Origin of the sequence: Aeromonas sp. R4-2, assembly GCF_040908295.1 — a bacterium.
In the GTDB taxonomy this organism is placed as follows: Bacteria; Pseudomonadota; Gammaproteobacteria; order Enterobacterales; family Aeromonadaceae; genus Aeromonas; species Aeromonas veronii.
Genome location: NZ_JBFODL010000014.1, coordinates 699,314 through 716,495, shown reverse-complemented (window position 1 = coordinate 716,495; position 17,182 = coordinate 699,314). Strand labels below are relative to the sequence as shown.

The following is a 17,182-nucleotide window of genomic DNA, read 5'->3' as shown; positions in this document are numbered from 1 at the left end:
CAGAAAGGAGGTTGTATGGATGCACACCTGCTTTACCAGAATCTGGCGGTGATCGCCGCCTTCTTGCTGGTCTACAGCCTGATCGCGGGGCGCTTCGAGTCAAAACTGGTCAACGGCCCTCTGCTCTTTCTGCTGACCGGCTGGCTACTGGGGCCGGGAGGGCTGGAGCTGCTCTCCCTCTCTATCGACAGCGCCGGCATCAAGCTGCTGGCCGAGCTGACGCTGGTTATCGTGCTGTTCAACGATGCCGCCAACACCAACTGGCAGGTATTGCTGGCCAACCGCCAGCTCCCCATCCGGCTGCTGCTGATTGGCCTGCCCCTCACCCTGCTCTGTGGCGCCCTGTTTGGCCACTGGATCTTCCCCGACTTGCCACTGCTGGAGATGGCCATCCTCTCCACCATTCTCGCGCCCACCGATGCGGCGCTCGGCAAGGCGGTGGTGAGCAACCCGGCGGTACCGGCACCACTGCGCGAAGGGCTCAATCAGGAGAGCGGCCTCAACGACGGCATCTGCGTGCCGGTACTGCTTCTACTGCTGGCCCTTATCGCCCCCACAGAGCAACACGCAGGCACCGCCACGCTGGCCATCACCCTGATGCTCGAAGAGATCGGCATTGGCCTGCTGGTCGCCTTTGTGCTGACCAGCCTCACCATCCAGCTGTTGAAAATCTCCTATCTCAATGGCTGGCAACTGCCACTCTGGCGTCAGCTCACCATGCCGGGGCTGGCCCTGCTCTGCTTTGCGCTGGCCCAGACTCTGGGGGGCAGTGGCTTTATCGCCGCCTTTGTCGGCGGCCTCTTTATCGGCCACCGCCTCGGCGAGCACAAGCACGCCTATATGGACAGCTGCGAAGGCTACGGCGACCTGCTCTCCGTGGTGATCTGGATGGTGTTTGGCGCGACCCTGATGCCCATTCTGCCGGAGCTGCTGCACTGGCAATACTGGCTCTATGCCATTGCCAGCCTCACCCTGCTGCGGATGATGCCGGTTTGGCTGAGCCTCATCGGTACCGGCCTCAAGCCGGAGCTCAAGCTCTTTATCGGCTGGTTCGGGCCGCGGGGCCTTGCCAGCATCGTCTTTGCGGTGATGGTGCTGCAAAACGAGCCAGCCCTGATTGGCCAGCGTCCCATCATCGCCACCGTGCTCTGCACCATCATATTGAGCGTCATCCTGCACGGCCTCACCGCCAACCCCTGGGTCGAGCGTTTCAAGCCTCGCTGAGCCACCCGGCGCCCATTAAAAATGCCACCGATCGGTGGCATTTTTCTTTTGTGGCGAGGGTCACTGACAGCTCTTACCCGAGCGCCAGCCAGACTCCCACCCCCAGCATCAGGGTACCGGCGATGCGGTTCATCAGGGTGACGTTGCCGCTCTTGGCGAGGAAGTGGCGCAGAGTGCGGCCACCGCTGGCGTAGAGCAACAGGCAGGAGAACTCGATGACCAGGATCAGCGCCACCAGCGCGCTGATCTGCGGCGCCATCGGCTTGTCGGCAGAGATAAAGGGGGGCAGCAAGGAGATCATGAAGGCCCACCCCTTGGGATTGGCGATGGCGGTGACAAAGCCCTGCAGCGCCAGCCCCATGGCGCTGGTCTGCTGACCGGCCGAGAGATCCGCCGGAATGGCCATCTTCCCCTTGGCCTGCCACATCTGAATGCCGAGCCACACCAGATAGGCCCCCCCCACATATTTGAAGGCGGCGAAGATCCCCGGATAGTTGAGCATGATGGCTGCCACCCCGATCACCGACAGCACCGAGACCAGCCCGACACCGATCAGCTCCCCCCACATCATGTGCAGGGTGCGGCGCACCCCCAGGCTCATCCCCAGGGTCATCGACAGGGTCATGCACATGCCGGGGGTCACCGAGACAAAGAAAAAGGTCGGGATAAACAGAGCCAGAATGGCCGGATCGATCCAGCTGGACACAACACACCTCCATATGACGAGAGCGGGAAATCACGAAAACGGGACAGGATTGACACAACCCAGCCAGTTGTACCACATATTCAGGGGATAAAGCGCTCAATCATGCCTAAACGGCTCCTTTCCCACAAGAAAAAACCTTTTCTTCAGCACATTTCAGCAATAAAAGCCTGTGACAGCTCCTGACGTGCATGTGTAAGATGTCGGCTCCTCCAATTCCGGATTAGAGCCATTTATGTCATTGAATAATCTATCAATACGTGTCCAGGTCTTGATACCTTTGCTGCTGGCCAGCCTGCTGATGATGGTGATGATCGCCATCAGCAAACAGGGTCTGGATGAAGCCATCAATGACATAGATGAGACGACCCAGAGCGTGGTCCAGCACAAGGACGATATTGCCAAACTGATCCACGCCACCTACCGGCTGCGCACCAGCGCCATCTATGGCCTCTACGATGCCAAGCTGTTTGCCGCACTGCCCGCAAACCTCAACAGCGCCGAGCAGGAGATCAACGCCATCCTCGGCCGTCTGGTGCTCCCCGGTGCCGAGCAGGATAACCGTCAGGTCGCTGCCGCCCTGCAGGCCTACCTCAACCATACCCGCAGCAACATGCTGCCGCTGCTGGCGCAAAAACATCAGGGTGGCGGCGATCCGGTCGCCTACGAGGCGGCTCGCCTCCATTTCCGCGAGCTGGGTGAACAGCTGATCAAGCAGATCGACAGCATGTCCGCCCACATCAACCAGCTGATCCAGCAAGAGCTGGCCGAAGAGCAGGCCCACTACGACGCCACCCTGCTGCGTACCCTGCTGCTCACCGCCGGTACCCTGCTGGCGGCGCTGATCTGCGGCTGGGTCCTCTCCGGTCGTATCGTCAGCCCCATCGGTCAGTTGCAAGAGGTGATGCACGCCGTGGCGCAAGGGCGCTTCAACGTTCGCGCCAAAGCGGAGGGCAACAACGAGCTGACCCGTCTGGCCAAAGATATCAACCTCACTCTGGGGCAACTTGGTAGCACCATCGAGAACCTGACCGGGATCAGCAACAGCGTCGCCTCCGCCGCCACCGAGCTGGCCGCCGTGATGACCCAGTCAGAGGCCAATGCAAAGCAGCAGCACAGCGAGATCGAACAGGTCGCCTCCGCCGTGACCGAACTCTCCAGCACCGCTGACAACGTCAACCACAACGCCACCATCGCCGATGAGCTGGCGCGGGATGCCAATGGCCGGGTCGAACAGGGGCTCGCCCTCTTTACCGAAAGCATCGCCGCCAACAGCCGGATGGCAGGCAGTCTGGAAGATGCCGCCGCCATCGTGGCTCAGCTCAAATCCCAGTCCGAGCAGATCGGCAAGGTAATTGAAGTGATTCAGGGGATCTCCGAGCAGACCAACCTGCTGGCGCTCAATGCCGCCATCGAAGCGGCCCGTGCCGGTGAAACGGGTCGTGGTTTTGCGGTGGTGGCCGACGAGGTGAGAATGCTGGCGGCCCGTACCCAGGACTCCACCAAGGAGATCCAGGCCATCATCGAGCAGCTGCAGAGCCAGTCCCAATCCGCCAACAACGGCGTACAGGAGACTCTGGAGATCCTCAGCCATAACCAGCGCTTGTCCGCTCAGGTGCAGGACCTGCTAAGCGGCATTACCGGTGCCGTGCGCCAGATCAACGACGCCAACGCCCAGGTCGCCACCGCCGCCGAGGAGCAGTCCTGCGTCACTGCCGACATCAACCGCAACATCACCAATATTCACGAGATCGTGAGCCAGAGCTCCGCCGGCATCAGCCAGAGCGCCAGTGCCAGCAACGAACTCTCCCAGCTCGCCGAGCAGCAACGCAAGCAGCTGGCCCAATTCCAGCTGTAAGCGCACAAAGTGAACCAGACAAAAAGGCCCGCAAGGGCCTTTCTTGTTGATGGATCAATGGCTTTGTATCTGTTTTAAACGCCATTTTTTGGCTTGTGGCGCCATAAGGGGCTGGGCTGCCCTGTCAAATATCGGTATGGTAGAGGCACGTTACTCCCCCTCACGTGAGCACACCATGAGCCTGAGATTCAAGAAACCCGCTTTTATCGCCTTGGGGCTCATCGCCCTCATTTCCGCCGCCTGGCTCGACTACTACCTGCCGGAGCACACCATCGCTACCATCACCGGGGTCGAGGTGAAGCGCACCGACAAGGATGGCCCCATCAGCCAGAAAAACCCGGCTGACGGCCCCACCACCGACGTCTATTACATCTACACCGAGCGCCCCGGCGAGAAGATCCGGGTGTTTCGCAATGAAGATACCGAGTGGGGCTGGCCCTTCTACTTTAAGTTCAACGCCGCCGACGTCCAGGCCAAGGCCAAGTCGATGGAGTTCGAGAAACGCCTAGCCATCATCACCTCCTACGGCTGGCGCGTGAACATGTTCTCCATGTTCCCCAACGTCACCAAGATCGAGAGCACAGAGCCTGACGCCTCCACCTGGAGCTTCTTCCGCTGGTTCTGGTTCGGCCTCTGGGCACTGGTGATGGGCAAAGCCGCCATCGCAACCTGGCGCTACTTCGATCGTCTTGAGGATGAGATCTGATGGAGCCGAGCAAGACCCGCACCAGTTTCTACCGGCGGCTCTACGTGGCCTGGCTGATCAGCCAAGGCACGGATACGGTGCCCGCCATCATGGAGGCAACCGGCATGCCGCGCCGCACCGCGCAAGATACCCTGAGCGCGCTGGCCGAGCTCGACATCAGTTGCGCCTTCGAGCAGACCGAGGGGGCTCGCCACCTGCAGGGACACTACCGCATCAGCGACTGGGGCCCCATCAATCCGGCATGGATCAAGGCTCAACTGCCGCTTATCAAAGAGACGTTGAGCTATCCCTGAAATGATGTCGAGTCAGGCCTGCGACTGGGGAACCTATTGCAATCCGGCATGGATCAAGGCTCAACTGCCGCTTATCAAGGAGACGTTGAGCTATCCCTGATCAGGGCGCTAAGCAACAATAAAAAAGAGGGGCCAGCCGACAAGGCTGGCCCCTCTTTTTTCAGGCCGATGGCCTAACAGGTGGCTCTACTCGGGCATGGCCGAATCTTCAAGCTCCCCGTCTGACTCACCGCGGGTGCAGTCGATGATGGAGCGCTTGGGGTTGTTGGGATCGCGCAGCAATAGGGGCGCCAACCCCTCGTCATGCTTCTGCTCGTCACCAAACTCGCTGCCGTAGGCGTTGTGGGTCAACCGGCGGGCATTGGCGATGGGGGTATCGACAAAGAGGGCATGCACTTCGAAGCTGGAAGCGGGCACGATAAAACCGACCACCGGCAAGCCGTGCAGCTCCTCGTGCACCTTGTACCAGGCAAAGCCGTCGCTCACCTTGTAGGGGGTGTAGTTGGCCAATTGTAGATTGGCGGGCCTGCCCGTCTCATCCACATAGAGATCGGTAAATTCACAGGTCGCCAGCCCCTGCCACATCCGCTCGAATGGCGTCGCACAGCCCATCAGTTGCAACCCGGCCAGCAGCACTAAGCCTCTCTTCCACATTCCCCGCCCCTTCTTGCAAAAATGAACCGGCGCTCAGTCAAACGCCCGCAGCCGCGTCACCAGCAGATCGATAAAGCCCGGACGATCAAGCCCCAACAATACCAGCGCATTGGCTGGCTTGCCGGAGAGACCATAACGATCCACCACCGTCATCCCCACGGTATGCTCCCCCCGGGTCTCGATATCGACCCGGCACTCGACCCCGTGGAACAGCTCGGGAGCCAGCAACCAGGCAATGGTACAGGGGTCGTGGAGCGGTGCACCAGCAAATCCCCACTTGGGATCCCGATGGTAGATCATGAAAAAGTCGAGCAGCCCGGCCACGCACTGGGCCACCGGATTGGTGATGGCGCGTACCCGCTCGATATCCTCGTCCATTACCTGCGCCTCATGGGTCACATCGAGGCCGCACATGGTGATGGGGATGCCCGACTTGAAGACCATATCGGCCGCTTCCGGGTCCACATAAATATTGAATTCCGCAGCAGGCGTCCAGTTGCCGGCCCCTGCGGCGCCCCCCATTAGCACGATGCGAGCGATCCTGGGTTTGAGCTCGGGGTGAGCCGCCAGCAGCAGGGCGATATTGGTGAGTGGGCCGGTCGGCACCAAAGTCACGGGCTCCGCGCTCTCGCGCAGACATTTGGCCATCAGCTCGATCCCCGTCATCCCCTGCGGTGCAAAGGCGGGATCCGGCAGTTTGGGGCCATCGAGACCCGATTCGCCGTGAACGTTGTCGGCGATGATCAGCTCGCGGGCCAGCGGTTTCAGCGCCCCGGCCGCCACCGGAATATCGTCCCGTCCCAGCAAGGTGAGGATGCGCAGGGCATTGTTGAGGGTCTTGTCCGGCGTCTGGTTGCCCGCACTGGTGGTGACCGCCAGCACGTCAAGTTCAGGGCTGGCCAGCGCAAGAATGAGGGCGATGGCGTCGTCGTGGCCGGGATCACAATCGAGAATAACGGGCAGTGCCATGGGATGAGTCCTTACAACATAACAGGGAGCCATACCTTAACAAGCAAGCCTCGGATGAACTCGGGAGGGGGTCACAAAACGGGGCCTTGTTGCTGACCTGGGTGGTTTGCACGGCACGCCGCATCGCTCAACGCGGCTCATTATCAAGAGGTTGCATGACGTCATGCCGTTCATTTTCCGAAGCAGCGCACCGCCCATTCGCCCGGCAGCGCCGGTTCGGGTATGATCGCCCCCCGTTTCCAGCCTGTGCCACCTATGTCCGTTATCGTCGACACCTTTATCGCCCCGCCCTGCAATGCCGCCATCGAGATCCTGTTCGAGGATGAACACCTGCTGCTCATCAACAAGCCAAGCGGCCTGCTGAGCCTCTCGGGCAAAAATCCGCAGAACCTCGACTCGGTGCATTATCGACTGGTGCAGGATTACCCCGGCTGTACCCTGGTGCATCGCCTAGATTTTGGCACCTCAGGCATCATGGTGGTGGCCAGAAACAAGGCCATCAATGCCCTGCTCTGCCAGCAGTTCAGCCAGCGGGCGGTGAGCAAGGCCTACAGCGCCCTGCTCTGCGGTCATCTGATTGACGACGAAGGAGTTATCGACGCCCCCATCGCCAAGGATCCCGCCCTCTTTCCGCTAATGAAGATCAGCGCCGCCAGCGGCAAACCCGCCCGCTCCCGCTATCAGGTGGTTGAGCGGCTGGAGCCGCAGATGCAGGGACAAACCGTGCCACTGACCCGGGTAAGGCTGGTGCCGGAGACCGGCCGCACCCATCAGCTGCGCATCCACAGCCAGCTGCTGGGTCACCCCATCCTCGGCTGCGATCTCTATGGTGGCCTGCTGCCCCCCGGCTGCGAACAGGCGCCACGGCTGATGCTGCATGCCAGCGAGCTGGATTTTGTTCATCCGGTGAGCGGCGAGCCGATGCAGATCCGCTGTGCAGCGCCTTTTTAGGAGCAATAAGTAGAGACAACCAGCGCGAGTGCAACGGGATCAGTGAAAGGCGTGACGGGAGAGGAAAAGCGGCAAACGGCGGATAAAGATAGGGGCCGCGCTTTCGCAACGGCCCCCACCCCCCACTCGGTGTGGTGCTATCAGATCAGCTTGCGGGCAGCGCCCAGTACGATCTTGATGGCATCAGATTCGGTCTTCGCCATGGTCTCGGCGTTCGGGATCTCTTGCTGGGTACGGTTGACGATAACGCCAGCCACCATACCGGCACGCAGGCCCTGGCTGGAGCACATGGTCAGCAGGGTTGCAGATTCCATCTCATAGTTCAGCACGCCCATGGCTTGCCACTCTTTCATGGAACCCTGGAAACGGCTCACTACGCGGCCGGATACGGTGTCGTAACGCTCCTGACCCGGGTAGAAGGTGTCAGAGGAGGCAGTCACACCGATGTGCAGCTTGGAGCCCATCTCTTTGGCGGTGTTCACCAGCGCGGTGGTGCAGTCGAAGTCGGCAACAGCCGGGAACTCCATCGGTGCAAAGTGCAAGCTGGCACCGTCGAGGCGCACGGAACCGGTAGTCACGATCACGTCACCCACGTTCAGGTGCGGCTGGATGGCGCCGGTGGTACCGATACGCAGGAAGGTGCGGATACCCAGCTGGGCCAGCTCTTCTACCGCGATGGAGGTGGACGGGCCACCGATACCGGTAGAGCAGATAATCACGGCCTTGCCGTCCATCTCGCCGCGCCAGGTAGTGAATTCACGATGGCTGGCCAGGTGCACCGGGTTATCCAACAGCTCTGCGATACGCTTCACGCGCTCGGGGTCACCGGGGACGATCGCCAGGGTGGCGCCTTGCAGATCCGCTTTCTTCAAACCCAAGTGAAATACATCAGACATATTGGACTCCTGGTTGCCCCCTGCCAGCATGGTCAGGGCACAAGTTAAGATGATTCTTTATGATACTTTCAAGCCTTTACCCCCCTCTTCGGGGAGGCGCCAACTATGGTCGAAAGCGCTTTCCAATTCCTTGAAGCGCCTCACACTTCCACGCATTGACAGTGACAAACATTGCGCAAAACGTTTGCTAACTCAATGAAATAATTGACAAACGTTTTTCTACAAATCAAGTCAGATGCGGGAAAGTCAAGCCTGGTTCAGCGCTTAATTAACGACTCGTGATCGACCCCGTAAAGTTGTAAACAAGATGCTTTTGTATCCCTTTCTAGATGGTAGCCTAGCTCTCAACTACCACTTAATGGCTAACTATAGGAAGTCCATCATGGCTACATTCAAATTCTATATTCCCGCTATCAACCTGATGGGTGCCGGCTGTCTGCAAGAGGCTGCCGCCGATATCAAGGGTTACGGCTATCGCAAGGCGCTGATCGTCACCGACAAAATCCTCAACCAGATCGGCGTGGTCGCCAAGCTCACCACCCTGTTGGCTGAACATGGCATTGAAAGCGCAGTTTTCGATGAGACCAAACCCAACCCCACTACCAGCAACGTCGAAGCGGGTCTGGCGATGATCAAGGCCAACGGCTGCGATTGTGTCATCTCGCTGGGTGGCGGCTCGCCCCACGACTGCGCCAAGGGCATCGCGCTGGTCGCCGCCAACGGTGGCAGCATCAAGGATTACGAAGGGGTGGATCGCTCCGCCAAGCCGCAGCTGCCGCTTATCGCCATCAACACCACCGCCGGTACCGCCTCCGAGATGACCCGCTTCTGCATCATCACCGACGAAGCGCGCCACGTGAAAATGGCCATCATCGACAAGCACGTTACCCCGCTGATGTCGGTCAACGATCCCGAGCTGATGCTGGCCAAGCCGGAGGGTCTCACCGCCGCCACCGGTATGGATGCCCTGACCCACGCCATCGAAGCCTATGTCTCCACCATCGCCACCCCGGTGACCGATGCCAGCGCCGTGATGGCCATCGAGCTGATTGCCAAGCACCTGCGCACCGCCGTCAACCATGGTGATGATCTGCATGCCCGCGAGCAGATGGCCTATGCCCAGTTCCTGGCCGGCATGGCCTTCAACAACGCAAGCCTGGGCTACGTGCACGCCATGGCCCACCAGCTGGGCGGCTTCTATGACCTGCCCCATGGCGTCTGCAACGCCGTGCTGCTGCCCCACGTTCAGGCGTTCAACGCCCAGGTGAGCGCGGCTCGTCTGAAGGATGTGGCCCGCTACATGGGTGTTGACGTGAGCGCCATGAGCGACGAGCAGGGCGCTGCCGCTGCCATTGCCGCCATCAAGCAGCTGGCGCTGGATGTGAAGATCCCGGCCGGTCTGGAGCAACTCGGCGTCAAAGCCGATGACTTCGATACCCTGGCCAGCAACGCCCTGAAAGATGCCTGCGGTTTCACCAACCCGCAACAGGCCAGCCACGAAGAGATCGTAGCCATCTTCCGCGCGGCGATGTAACCCTGTTAACACCTTGAATAGTGAGGGGCCGATCAGGCCCCTCTTTGCATTATTTCGTCAACACGACATCGTTGATGGAGCTCGCCAACCGGGTCAGCACAGTACGAATATTGCTTTTGGTTGCTTTGAAGGCCAGGGAGCGATCACTGGCACACTGGGCCACGAAACGGGTATCCCCTTCGAACGCCACCGTGTAGATCTGGATCCCCTTGCGTTTCATCTCCCGGCATAACAGCAACTGCTTGCGATCCCGCAATGCTGCCTCGGGCCCCATGTGCTCCCCATCAGAAAACAGCACCATGATCTTGCGGTTATCCTGCAATCCATATGAGCGCGGCAAGGCTGCCGCCCCCTGCCGCCAGCGTCCCTGCCACTCTGGTGAAAGCAGCCGCCAACCCCACATCACCCCCTCTGCCGTGTTGGTATTGAATGCGGCATAGAGGGTATCAAGCGCCTGACGATAGTCGGCACGGGTCGACAGGTGCGCCTGAATGGGGCTCACCCCGCAATCTGCATCATCGAAAATACCGAGCTTGTCACGGCGGTTCTCCAGATAGCGATCCAGCGGATTTTCTTTGGGCGCAAAGGCCAGCAAGGGCGTCCCATCGCCATAACGGGCAATGGGGGGAGGCTTGGTGCTGTAAAAAAGATGGGGCCGCAGTTCATCCCGCGGGGCCTGCTCCAGTTTGCGGATCCAGCCGGGCGTGACCTCTGCCACCCGATCGATACCATCCACATGCTCCGGCAATCTGGCACAGAATGCCTTGCGTTGACGCCCAGGCACCTCTCGCGACAACAGATTGAGCCAACCACGCTCCTCTGCCAGCGTCCGCAACCCGAAGGGAATTTCGATGCTTTCGGGATGAAACAGCTCGGGATGATCGCCGATATTGACCAGCCCGGTGGCGGGAATGATGCTGACCACCCGATCCTGATTGCGCCGCTCGCGACCAAACAGCACCTCGCCAAACTCGACAAGGCCCAGCTTGATCGCCTTCATGGGTGCACCTGACATGGAATCGGAAATATCCAGCACCAGCGCGACTTCGATTCGGCTTCGTGCACTGCTGGCACGCGCTGCCGCCGCAATCGGCATCCCCTCCTCCCCTTCATCTATCACCGAGAGATCCATCAGAGCGGGAACTTTTCCCTGCAAGATCACGTGCGCCCCCTGCTCTCCCTGGTTCAGGCGGGGAGTAGCCACCTGCAGATTACGCCCGCTCAGATTGGCCTGCATCAGCGCCTGAGCATCTTGCAGGGCGGTGTCGCTATCTGCCGCAGAGTAGATAACTGCATCGGCAGCGGCGCTGAGCAGACTCTGGCCGTTGTAACCGCGCACCAGCTCGATGGCGACACCGGTCAGCGCCAATACCCCGACCAGCATCAAGGCGAATGCCGGTGATAAGCCGCCACGCTGTTCAGACAATAGTGGCATCAGTGAACCTCCTGAATAAAGTGGGTGGTCAACGCACGATCGCCCCACAGGCGGCGAAACATACCCCCCCCTTCCAAATCTGGGCGATAGCAGAGGGTCACCCGCATCAAGGTGCCAATCCGCAGCGGCGGCCAATTGCCCTGCCCAGCACAGCCACTTCCCTGCAACAGCGGCAACAGTTCACCACTGGCGCTGTTGTACTGCTCTATGGTCAACGCCGCTTGCCCACCATGCAGAGCCGCCAGTTGCTGCTGCACAAATCCTTGATAAAACGCCAGCTGGGAAACTGCCGCCGCATCCTGCGTGACCCCTTGCTGGGTCACGATCTGCGTCACGTTATAGGCCACATTGTGCAACCGCTGTTCAAGGCGCAGCAGTTGCAATGCCTCGTTGCCAAAACTGAGCAGGGCCAGCAGCGCGGGGATAAACAGCATCGCCTCGATGCTGATGCTCCCTCTGTTTTGTGCGGGTCGAGAGATGGTTCTGCTCATCCTGCACCACCTGCCGGCAACCGGTCAGTCAGCAACAACAATGTGCTCTGATAACCCAGCTGGCGATCGGCCACCAGCCAGCTCGGGGTCAGCAGCAAACGGGGGCGAAGTCTGGCAGTCACCTCCAGCACGGGATCGGCAGGCGCACGGGTGTCACTGCCAGGATCCAGTCCCCCCTCTTGTTGTCCCAACATGGCTGCAAGTGACACATGATGCCTGACAGTCACCTCCACCCCGGCCAATTCACCGTGCCCTTGCTTGAGTAACCGCTCCCGAATAGCGCCAGCCAAAGGGATCCGCCCGGCGGCCGACTCGGCCTGCAGCTCCCGCAATGCAGCGCGCAGGCCATACTCCAGGGTGCTGTATTGCAGCTGTATCCGCAGCACATCCACCACCAGCAGCAACAACGCCAACAGCAGTGGCAAGATGATCACCAGTTCGATGCTGGCCACGCCACGCTGATGATTCACACAGACTGCCCTCTGAGTTGCGCCTTGAGCAGCCGGATATCGTGTTCCAGCTGGCTGGCACTGAGAAAGCGCGACAGGATGAGGCGAGCCTGAGGTTCATTGCCCTCGGCCAGCAGCAGCAGGGCGTAGTTCATCTCCACCTGGGGTGGCAGGCTCTGATAATGCAGCAGCGGCTCGAAGGCCTGACGAGCTGCGACCCGGTTACCCTCCATCAGCCAGCCCAATGCCAGATTGCCGCGATAGTCAGGCTCATCCGGAGCAGCGGCGACCGCCGCCTCAAACAGCGCTCGCCCTTTGGCAAACGCCCCCTGCCGCAGACTGGCAACCCCCAGCCCGTTGCTGAGCCGGGCCCGTGCCAGCGGTGTCAGCTCCGGCAAGGCGAGTCCTTGACGATAAGCGGTTGCGGCCTCCTCCGTACGACCATCATCGAGCAGGAACTTGCCCAGATAATTGGCCGCCTCCGGTGCCTGCTTGCCAGCGCGGTCTAGCAGCTGTTGCAGACCATCGCGCGCGGCCTGCTTTTTATCTTGCTGATAACGGGTTCGCGCCAGCATCAGCTGCGCCTCTTCCAGCGAGGCATCACTGCTCAAGAGCGCCAGATAGAGGCGTTCAGCCTTCTCATACTGGGCAGAATCAAAAGCGGCCTTGGCCACCGCCATGCCATTGCTTTGACTCTGCGCCGATGCATCACCATGGCTGCTGCATCCCGCCAGCAGAAGCAGCGAGATAAAAATGAGGTAATAGCTCGATTTCATATCCGATTCCATCGCCTGCTCAACGCAGGCTGTTGATCAACAAATTGAGGGTGGGGGCAATGATCAGCACCAGCATGGGCAACATGATGAGCGCCATCTGGATGAGGGTGATCTTGCCCAGCAGGGAGCCAGCCTGCTCCTCCAGTGCCAGTCGTCGCATCTGGCGCGCCTCCTGACTAATGGTGCGCATGGTCTCGGCCAATGGCGACCCGTACTGCTGAGCCATCTGCAAGGTGTTGGCGAGACGATCCAGCTCGGGCAAGCCGGTCCGCCAGGCAAGCCGTGCCAGACAGCTGGCCTGATCGCCGCGCATCTGGATCTCGGCATGAGTACGCAAGAATTGCCGGGCAAGCCACGGCTCCAACGCCTCCAGATAGTGGCCCACTCGCAGCAACGCCCGATCCAGCGCAAGCCCCGCCTCGACACTGATCACCAGCAGGTCGATGGCATCAGGCACCACCTTCTGCTGAGCTGCCTTGACCTTGCGGGCCCGCCACTGCAGCCAGCGCTCCGGCAAACCGGCCCCCACCACATAGGCCATCAGTACCCACATCAGGGTGAATCCATCGGCGGGGGCAACCAGCAGGCGCCATGTCAGCACCATGATGGCCAACCCCAGCCCCCCCAGCAGCTTGGCACCCCGTAACCGGTCAAAACCCTGGCTGGCAAAGATCCCGGCTTGCGCCAGTAACTGCTGCAAGCGTGCCTGCTCGCGGCCGCCCACCGGATAACCGCGACCACACCACGCCAGCCACTCACGCCCCGGCACCTTTGCCGCGGCAAGAGTGGCATAACGGCGACACTGTTGTTGCCACTGTTGCTGTTGCTGTTGCTGGTAACCGTACCAGCCCGTCACAGCGGCAAGCGCAAGCGACAGCAGTGCCAATCCGAATAGTTGGGTAACAGCCATGACCTACCCCTGCAGACGCGTGAGCCGGCGGATAAGCCAGAGCCCCACCGCCACGCTGATTGAGACATATCCCATCACCCACTGGCCGCTGGCCGTGGTCATCAGATAGGTAAAGTGCTCCCGCCCGGTACTGAACAGCACCAGCAGGATGATGACAGGCAGAGCGGCCAATACCTTGGCAGAGTTGCGACTCTCGGCGGTGATAGTCTGGATGCTGGCCGCCAGGGTCTGACGGGCACGCAGGGTTTCGACCAGTTGTGCCAGCACGTCGGAGAGGCGACCACCGGTCTCTTGCTGCAGGCTGAGCACTATGGTCAGAAACTGGAACTCGGCCACCGTGACCCTGCTTGCAGCCTGTCGCATCACCTGCGCTACCGGTTGCCCCACCTGCAACTCGTCGTGCATCTGGGCAAACAGCCGTGACATCAAGCCGCGCTGCTGCCGTGCCACTTGCTGGAAAATATCGGCCAGCGGCGCCCCCACCCGCAGCGCCCGGATCATCCCGTCAATCACCTCGGGCAGGCCGGTGCGAAACTGCTCCAGCGCCCGCTGTTGCAGCTGTTGATAGAGCAGCAGACCAAGCAGCAGTGCCCCGCCAACCGCCAGCAACAACGCCAGCCAAAGCGGCATGCCATTGGCGACCAGCAAGATGCAGGCAAGTGCGGCGCCTGCCGGCCCCTGCCAGCACCAGCGAGTCAGTTGTTCCTGACCCACCATGGTCACCATCTGCTGATACCACTGGGGCAAGGGGCGCGCCGGCTCCCGGGACTCTGGTTGCCCGCCATAACGCTGGCTCTGTTGCAGCCAGGCTTCACGCCGACTCTGCCACTGCCAGAGCAGCAGACAAGCCGCCCCCCAGACAAGGCAGACGGATAACAGCATACTCATGCGCCCTCCTCCCCATCTTCATCCATGCACGCCTGCAACTCGGTTAGCAGGCCCGCCTGACGGGCCTTTTCTTGTACCCCGGCCGAGAGCGGATGGGCCATGAAGCGCCCCTGCAACTTGCCATGCAGCTCGGACTCCAGCACGAAACGAAACAACGGTTGCATCCTGATCTGGCCCCCCTCCAGCGCCGTGATTTCACTGATGGCAGTGATGCGGCGCTGACCATCGCGCATTCGCTCCAGTTGCACCACCAGATCCACCGCGCTGGCGATCTGGGCCTGAATGATCTGCTCGGAGAGGCGCTCCGCCCCCATCTGCAACATGTTGGTCAGGCGCAGCAGCGCATCTTCCGGGGTGTTGGCGTGCAGGGTGCAGAGTGAACCGTCATGGCCGGTGTTCATCGCCTGCAGCATGTCGAACGCCTCGGCGCCGCGCACTTCCCCCAAGATGATCCGGTCCGGCCGCATCCGCAGCGCATTGCGCACCAGCGCCCGCACGCTCACCTCCCCCTTGCCTTCGGCACTCTCGTTGCGCGTCTCCAGCGGTACCCAGTGCGGCTGTTCAAGAGAGAGCTCGGCGGCATCCTCAATGGTGATGATCCGCTCGTCGTCGTTGATGTGCTTGCTCAGGGCGTTGAGCAGGGTGGTCTTGCCCGACCCCGTCCCCCCCGAGATCAACACGTTGAAACGACTGCGAGCAGCCAGACCGAGAAAGCGGGCCATGGCGTCCGACAAGGCCCCTTTCTCCACCAGATGAGCCAACGTCAGGCGGCTACTCGGGAATTTACGAATGGAGATGGAGGTACCGCACAGGGCGATAGGCGGTGCAATGACGTTGACCCGGCTGCCATCGGCCAGACGGGCATCCACCATGGGGGTGGACTCATCCACCCGCCGTCCCACCGCATTGACGATCCGCTGCGCCACATTGAACACATGCTGACGGTCGCGAAAGCGCACCCCTGATAACACCAGCTTGCCGTGCCGCTCCACATAGACCTTGTCCGGACCATTGACCAGAATGTCCGACACCTCGGGATCATCGAGCAGGGGTTGCAGCGGCCCGACCCCAACCATCTCGTCCACCAGTTGCCGCCCCAGCAGGAGCAACTCCTGACGGTTGTAAGGGAGCATGCGGCGGCTCGAGAGCTGATCGAGGGCATTGGCGACCCGCTCCAACAATGCATCACGGGGCAAGGTGGCTGCCACCGAGGGCTCCACCAGCTCGTAAAACGCCTCGCGCGCCGCCTCAGACATGGTCAGCAGCGCCCCTTGTACCGGCGGCTGCCGATTGCTGGCTTGTCCGAACATCAGCGCAATCCTCCCCGGCGGCGTCCCGCAGGTTGGGTGCCAACCAGCTCGGCTGCCAGCCACTTGATTGCTCGGGCCAGTTTGCTTTTTTGCTTGATAAGCGCCATACCGGCCCGCTCGGCTCGCACAAAGGCGCCGTGGTCATAAGGCAACACGGCGGCATGAGGTTGACCACAGACCCGCTCCAGCTCCGTGGCGGGCACTCGCCCCTCCTTGCCGCGGCAATGGTTGCCTACCAGAAGGTGACGTTGAGCCTGCCCCCCTTTGGGCAAGCTCCCCAGCAGTCGCAAGGCCCCCAGACTGAAATCGTGCAACCAGATCACCACATCTGCCTCTTGCAGCAAGGCGCGTAACCCATGGCTGCGCAGGTCCGGCACATCGATAATGAGGGTGCTGTAGTGCTCCGCCATCACATTGACCGCGGCCACCAGCTGCTCGGCGCCGAGCACCAGCTCAGCGCCCTCGTCATAGAAAAGGAACAACCGTGGCCCGAGTTGATGAGCGGTGTGGGCCAGCAGGGTGCCATCTAACCGATCGGTTGCCTGCCACCACTGCTCGCCGGGCGGGGCATAGTCGCTGCCCAGCAAAATGGGGTGACGGCTGTGATAAAGATTGAGATCCAGCAGGGCCACCTGACGGTGATGCTGCTCTGCCAGCTCCAGTGCCAGATTGGCGCAGACGGTACTGGTGCCCACGCCACCCGCGGCCCCCACGACACAGATCACTCTCCCTTTACGCAAGGAGGTCACCAGCGGCACCCCCAGCAGACGCAGCAGACCTGCACGAAGCGCATCAGGATCCAGCGGCGCCGGGTAGTAATCATCCACCCCCACCGAGATAAACCAGCGAAACAGGGCGACATCTCCCCGCTCCCCAAGCAGCACCAGCCGCATCTGGGGTGGACAACATTCAGCAAGCGCCGCCAGATCGGCCGCCAGCGTCTGCTGATTTTCCACCTCCACCAGCAAGATATCGGGCGCACCGTGAGCCAGGCAGTGCGCTCTGGCCTCCGCCAGAGAGCCCGTCAGCTGCAGGTGCTCTACATCGCTCAACCCGGCCATCACCCGCTCGACCCCGGCACTCAAGGCGGGCTGGCGCGTCACGGCCACCAGCCGTTTGGCTTGTTCACTCATGA

Annotated in this window: 18 protein-coding genes; 6 read left to right on the top strand and 12 right to left on the bottom strand. The window is 61.1% G+C overall.

From position 1 onward, the window contains the following. Window positions 1-15: 15 nt before the first annotated feature. Window positions 16-1,224, top strand: a complete 1,209-nt coding sequence (locus AB5Y99_RS13755) for a sodium:proton antiporter (RefSeq protein WP_058058021.1) — start codon at window positions 16-18, stop codon at window positions 1,222-1,224. A gap of 73 nt (window positions 1,225-1,297) precedes the next feature. Here AB5Y99_RS13755 and AB5Y99_RS13750 read toward each other — a convergent pair whose 3' ends face one another. Continuing rightward, on the bottom strand, window positions 1,298-1,930 hold the full coding sequence (locus AB5Y99_RS13750; RefSeq protein ID WP_005344345.1) for a LysE family translocator: 633 nt from the start codon (window positions 1,928-1,930) through the stop codon (window positions 1,298-1,300). A gap of 232 nt (window positions 1,931-2,162) precedes the next feature. Here AB5Y99_RS13750 and AB5Y99_RS13745 point away from each other — a divergent pair, with 232 nt between their 5' ends. The 3 genes from AB5Y99_RS13745 to AB5Y99_RS13735 all read left to right on the top strand — a co-directional run bounded on the left by AB5Y99_RS13745 (window position 2,163) and on the right by AB5Y99_RS13735 (window position 4,784). Beyond that, a complete protein-coding gene (locus AB5Y99_RS13745) occupies window positions 2,163-3,785 on the top strand; it encodes a methyl-accepting chemotaxis protein (protein ID WP_368209916.1) in 1,623 nt (540 codons plus the stop codon). Window positions 3,786-3,960: 175 nt separating this feature from the next. After that, complete coding sequence (locus AB5Y99_RS13740; protein WP_005337948.1) at window positions 3,961-4,491, top strand: DUF1523 family protein; 531 nt, start codon at window positions 3,961-3,963, stop codon at window positions 4,489-4,491. Beyond that, a complete protein-coding gene (locus tag AB5Y99_RS13735; protein WP_204827381.1) occupies window positions 4,491-4,784 on the top strand; it encodes a helix-turn-helix domain-containing protein in 294 nt (97 codons plus the stop codon). The genes AB5Y99_RS13740 and AB5Y99_RS13735 overlap by 1 nt, the downstream gene beginning before the upstream one ends. A gap of 186 nt (window positions 4,785-4,970) precedes the next feature. Here AB5Y99_RS13735 and AB5Y99_RS13730 read toward each other — a convergent pair whose 3' ends face one another. Then, window positions 4,971-5,438, bottom strand: a complete 468-nt coding sequence (locus tag AB5Y99_RS13730) for a hypothetical protein (RefSeq protein ID WP_120415200.1) — start codon at window positions 5,436-5,438, stop codon at window positions 4,971-4,973. Window positions 5,439-5,471: 33 nt separating this feature from the next. After that, window positions 5,472-6,407 (bottom strand): pyrimidine-specific ribonucleoside hydrolase RihA, encoded by a 936-nt coding sequence (gene rihA / locus AB5Y99_RS13725; RefSeq protein ID WP_201990447.1) that lies wholly within the window; start codon window positions 6,405-6,407, stop codon window positions 5,472-5,474. Window positions 6,408-6,629: 222 nt separating this feature from the next. On the opposite strand from rihA, the gene AB5Y99_RS13720 reads away from it, so the two are divergent. After that, window positions 6,630-7,358 (top strand): RluA family pseudouridine synthase, encoded by a 729-nt coding sequence (locus AB5Y99_RS13720; protein ID WP_368209915.1) that lies wholly within the window; start codon window positions 6,630-6,632, stop codon window positions 7,356-7,358. A gap of 140 nt (window positions 7,359-7,498) precedes the next feature. Here the strand turns inward: AB5Y99_RS13720 and udp are convergent, their stop codons facing one another. After that, window positions 7,499-8,254: a uridine phosphorylase gene (gene udp / locus AB5Y99_RS13715; protein ID WP_005337975.1), complete on the bottom strand. Its 756-nt coding sequence runs from the start codon at window positions 8,252-8,254 to the stop codon at window positions 7,499-7,501. 382 nt (window positions 8,255-8,636) lie between these two features. Between udp and yiaY the strand changes: the two genes are divergently transcribed. After that, window positions 8,637-9,788 (top strand): L-threonine dehydrogenase, encoded by a 1,152-nt coding sequence (gene yiaY / locus AB5Y99_RS13710; protein WP_368209914.1) that lies wholly within the window; start codon window positions 8,637-8,639, stop codon window positions 9,786-9,788. 49 nt (window positions 9,789-9,837) lie between these two features. Here yiaY and AB5Y99_RS13705 read toward each other — a convergent pair whose 3' ends face one another. Genes AB5Y99_RS13705 through AB5Y99_RS13670 form a run of 8 tightly spaced genes read right to left on the bottom strand, consistent with a single transcriptional unit; the run spans window position 9,838 to window position 17,180 of the window. Then, on the bottom strand, window positions 9,838-11,223 hold the full coding sequence (locus AB5Y99_RS13705; protein ID WP_323891128.1) for a vWA domain-containing protein: 1,386 nt from the start codon (window positions 11,221-11,223) through the stop codon (window positions 9,838-9,840). Then, window positions 11,223-11,714: a pilus assembly protein FlpK gene (locus AB5Y99_RS13700; RefSeq protein ID WP_323891126.1), complete on the bottom strand. Its 492-nt coding sequence runs from the start codon at window positions 11,712-11,714 to the stop codon at window positions 11,223-11,225. Before AB5Y99_RS13700 ends, AB5Y99_RS13705 begins: the two co-directional genes overlap by 1 nt. Beyond that, complete coding sequence (locus tag AB5Y99_RS13695) at window positions 11,711-12,184, bottom strand: TadE/TadG family type IV pilus assembly protein (protein ID WP_005359316.1); 474 nt, start codon at window positions 12,182-12,184, stop codon at window positions 11,711-11,713. The genes AB5Y99_RS13700 and AB5Y99_RS13695 overlap by 4 nt, the downstream gene beginning before the upstream one ends. Then, window positions 12,181-12,939: a lipopolysaccharide assembly protein LapB gene (locus AB5Y99_RS13690; protein ID WP_013723951.1), complete on the bottom strand. Its 759-nt coding sequence runs from the start codon at window positions 12,937-12,939 to the stop codon at window positions 12,181-12,183. Before AB5Y99_RS13690 ends, AB5Y99_RS13695 begins: the two co-directional genes overlap by 4 nt. A 19-nt stretch (window positions 12,940-12,958) precedes the next feature. Next, complete coding sequence (locus tag AB5Y99_RS13685; protein WP_368209912.1) at window positions 12,959-13,849, bottom strand: type II secretion system F family protein; 891 nt, start codon at window positions 13,847-13,849, stop codon at window positions 12,959-12,961. Between the two features lie 3 nt (window positions 13,850-13,852). Then, the gene (locus AB5Y99_RS13680; protein WP_323891124.1) at window positions 13,853-14,737 is read right to left on the bottom strand and encodes a type II secretion system F family protein; all 885 of its coding nucleotides are present in this window, start codon (window positions 14,735-14,737) and stop codon (window positions 13,853-13,855) included. Next, window positions 14,734-16,047: a CpaF family protein gene (locus AB5Y99_RS13675; RefSeq protein WP_323891123.1), complete on the bottom strand. Its 1,314-nt coding sequence runs from the start codon at window positions 16,045-16,047 to the stop codon at window positions 14,734-14,736. The genes AB5Y99_RS13680 and AB5Y99_RS13675 overlap by 4 nt, the downstream gene beginning before the upstream one ends. Further along, on the bottom strand, window positions 16,047-17,180 hold the full coding sequence (locus AB5Y99_RS13670) for a P-loop NTPase (protein WP_323891122.1): 1,134 nt from the start codon (window positions 17,178-17,180) through the stop codon (window positions 16,047-16,049). The genes AB5Y99_RS13675 and AB5Y99_RS13670 overlap by 1 nt, the downstream gene beginning before the upstream one ends. Window positions 17,181-17,182: the final 2 nt, after the last annotated feature.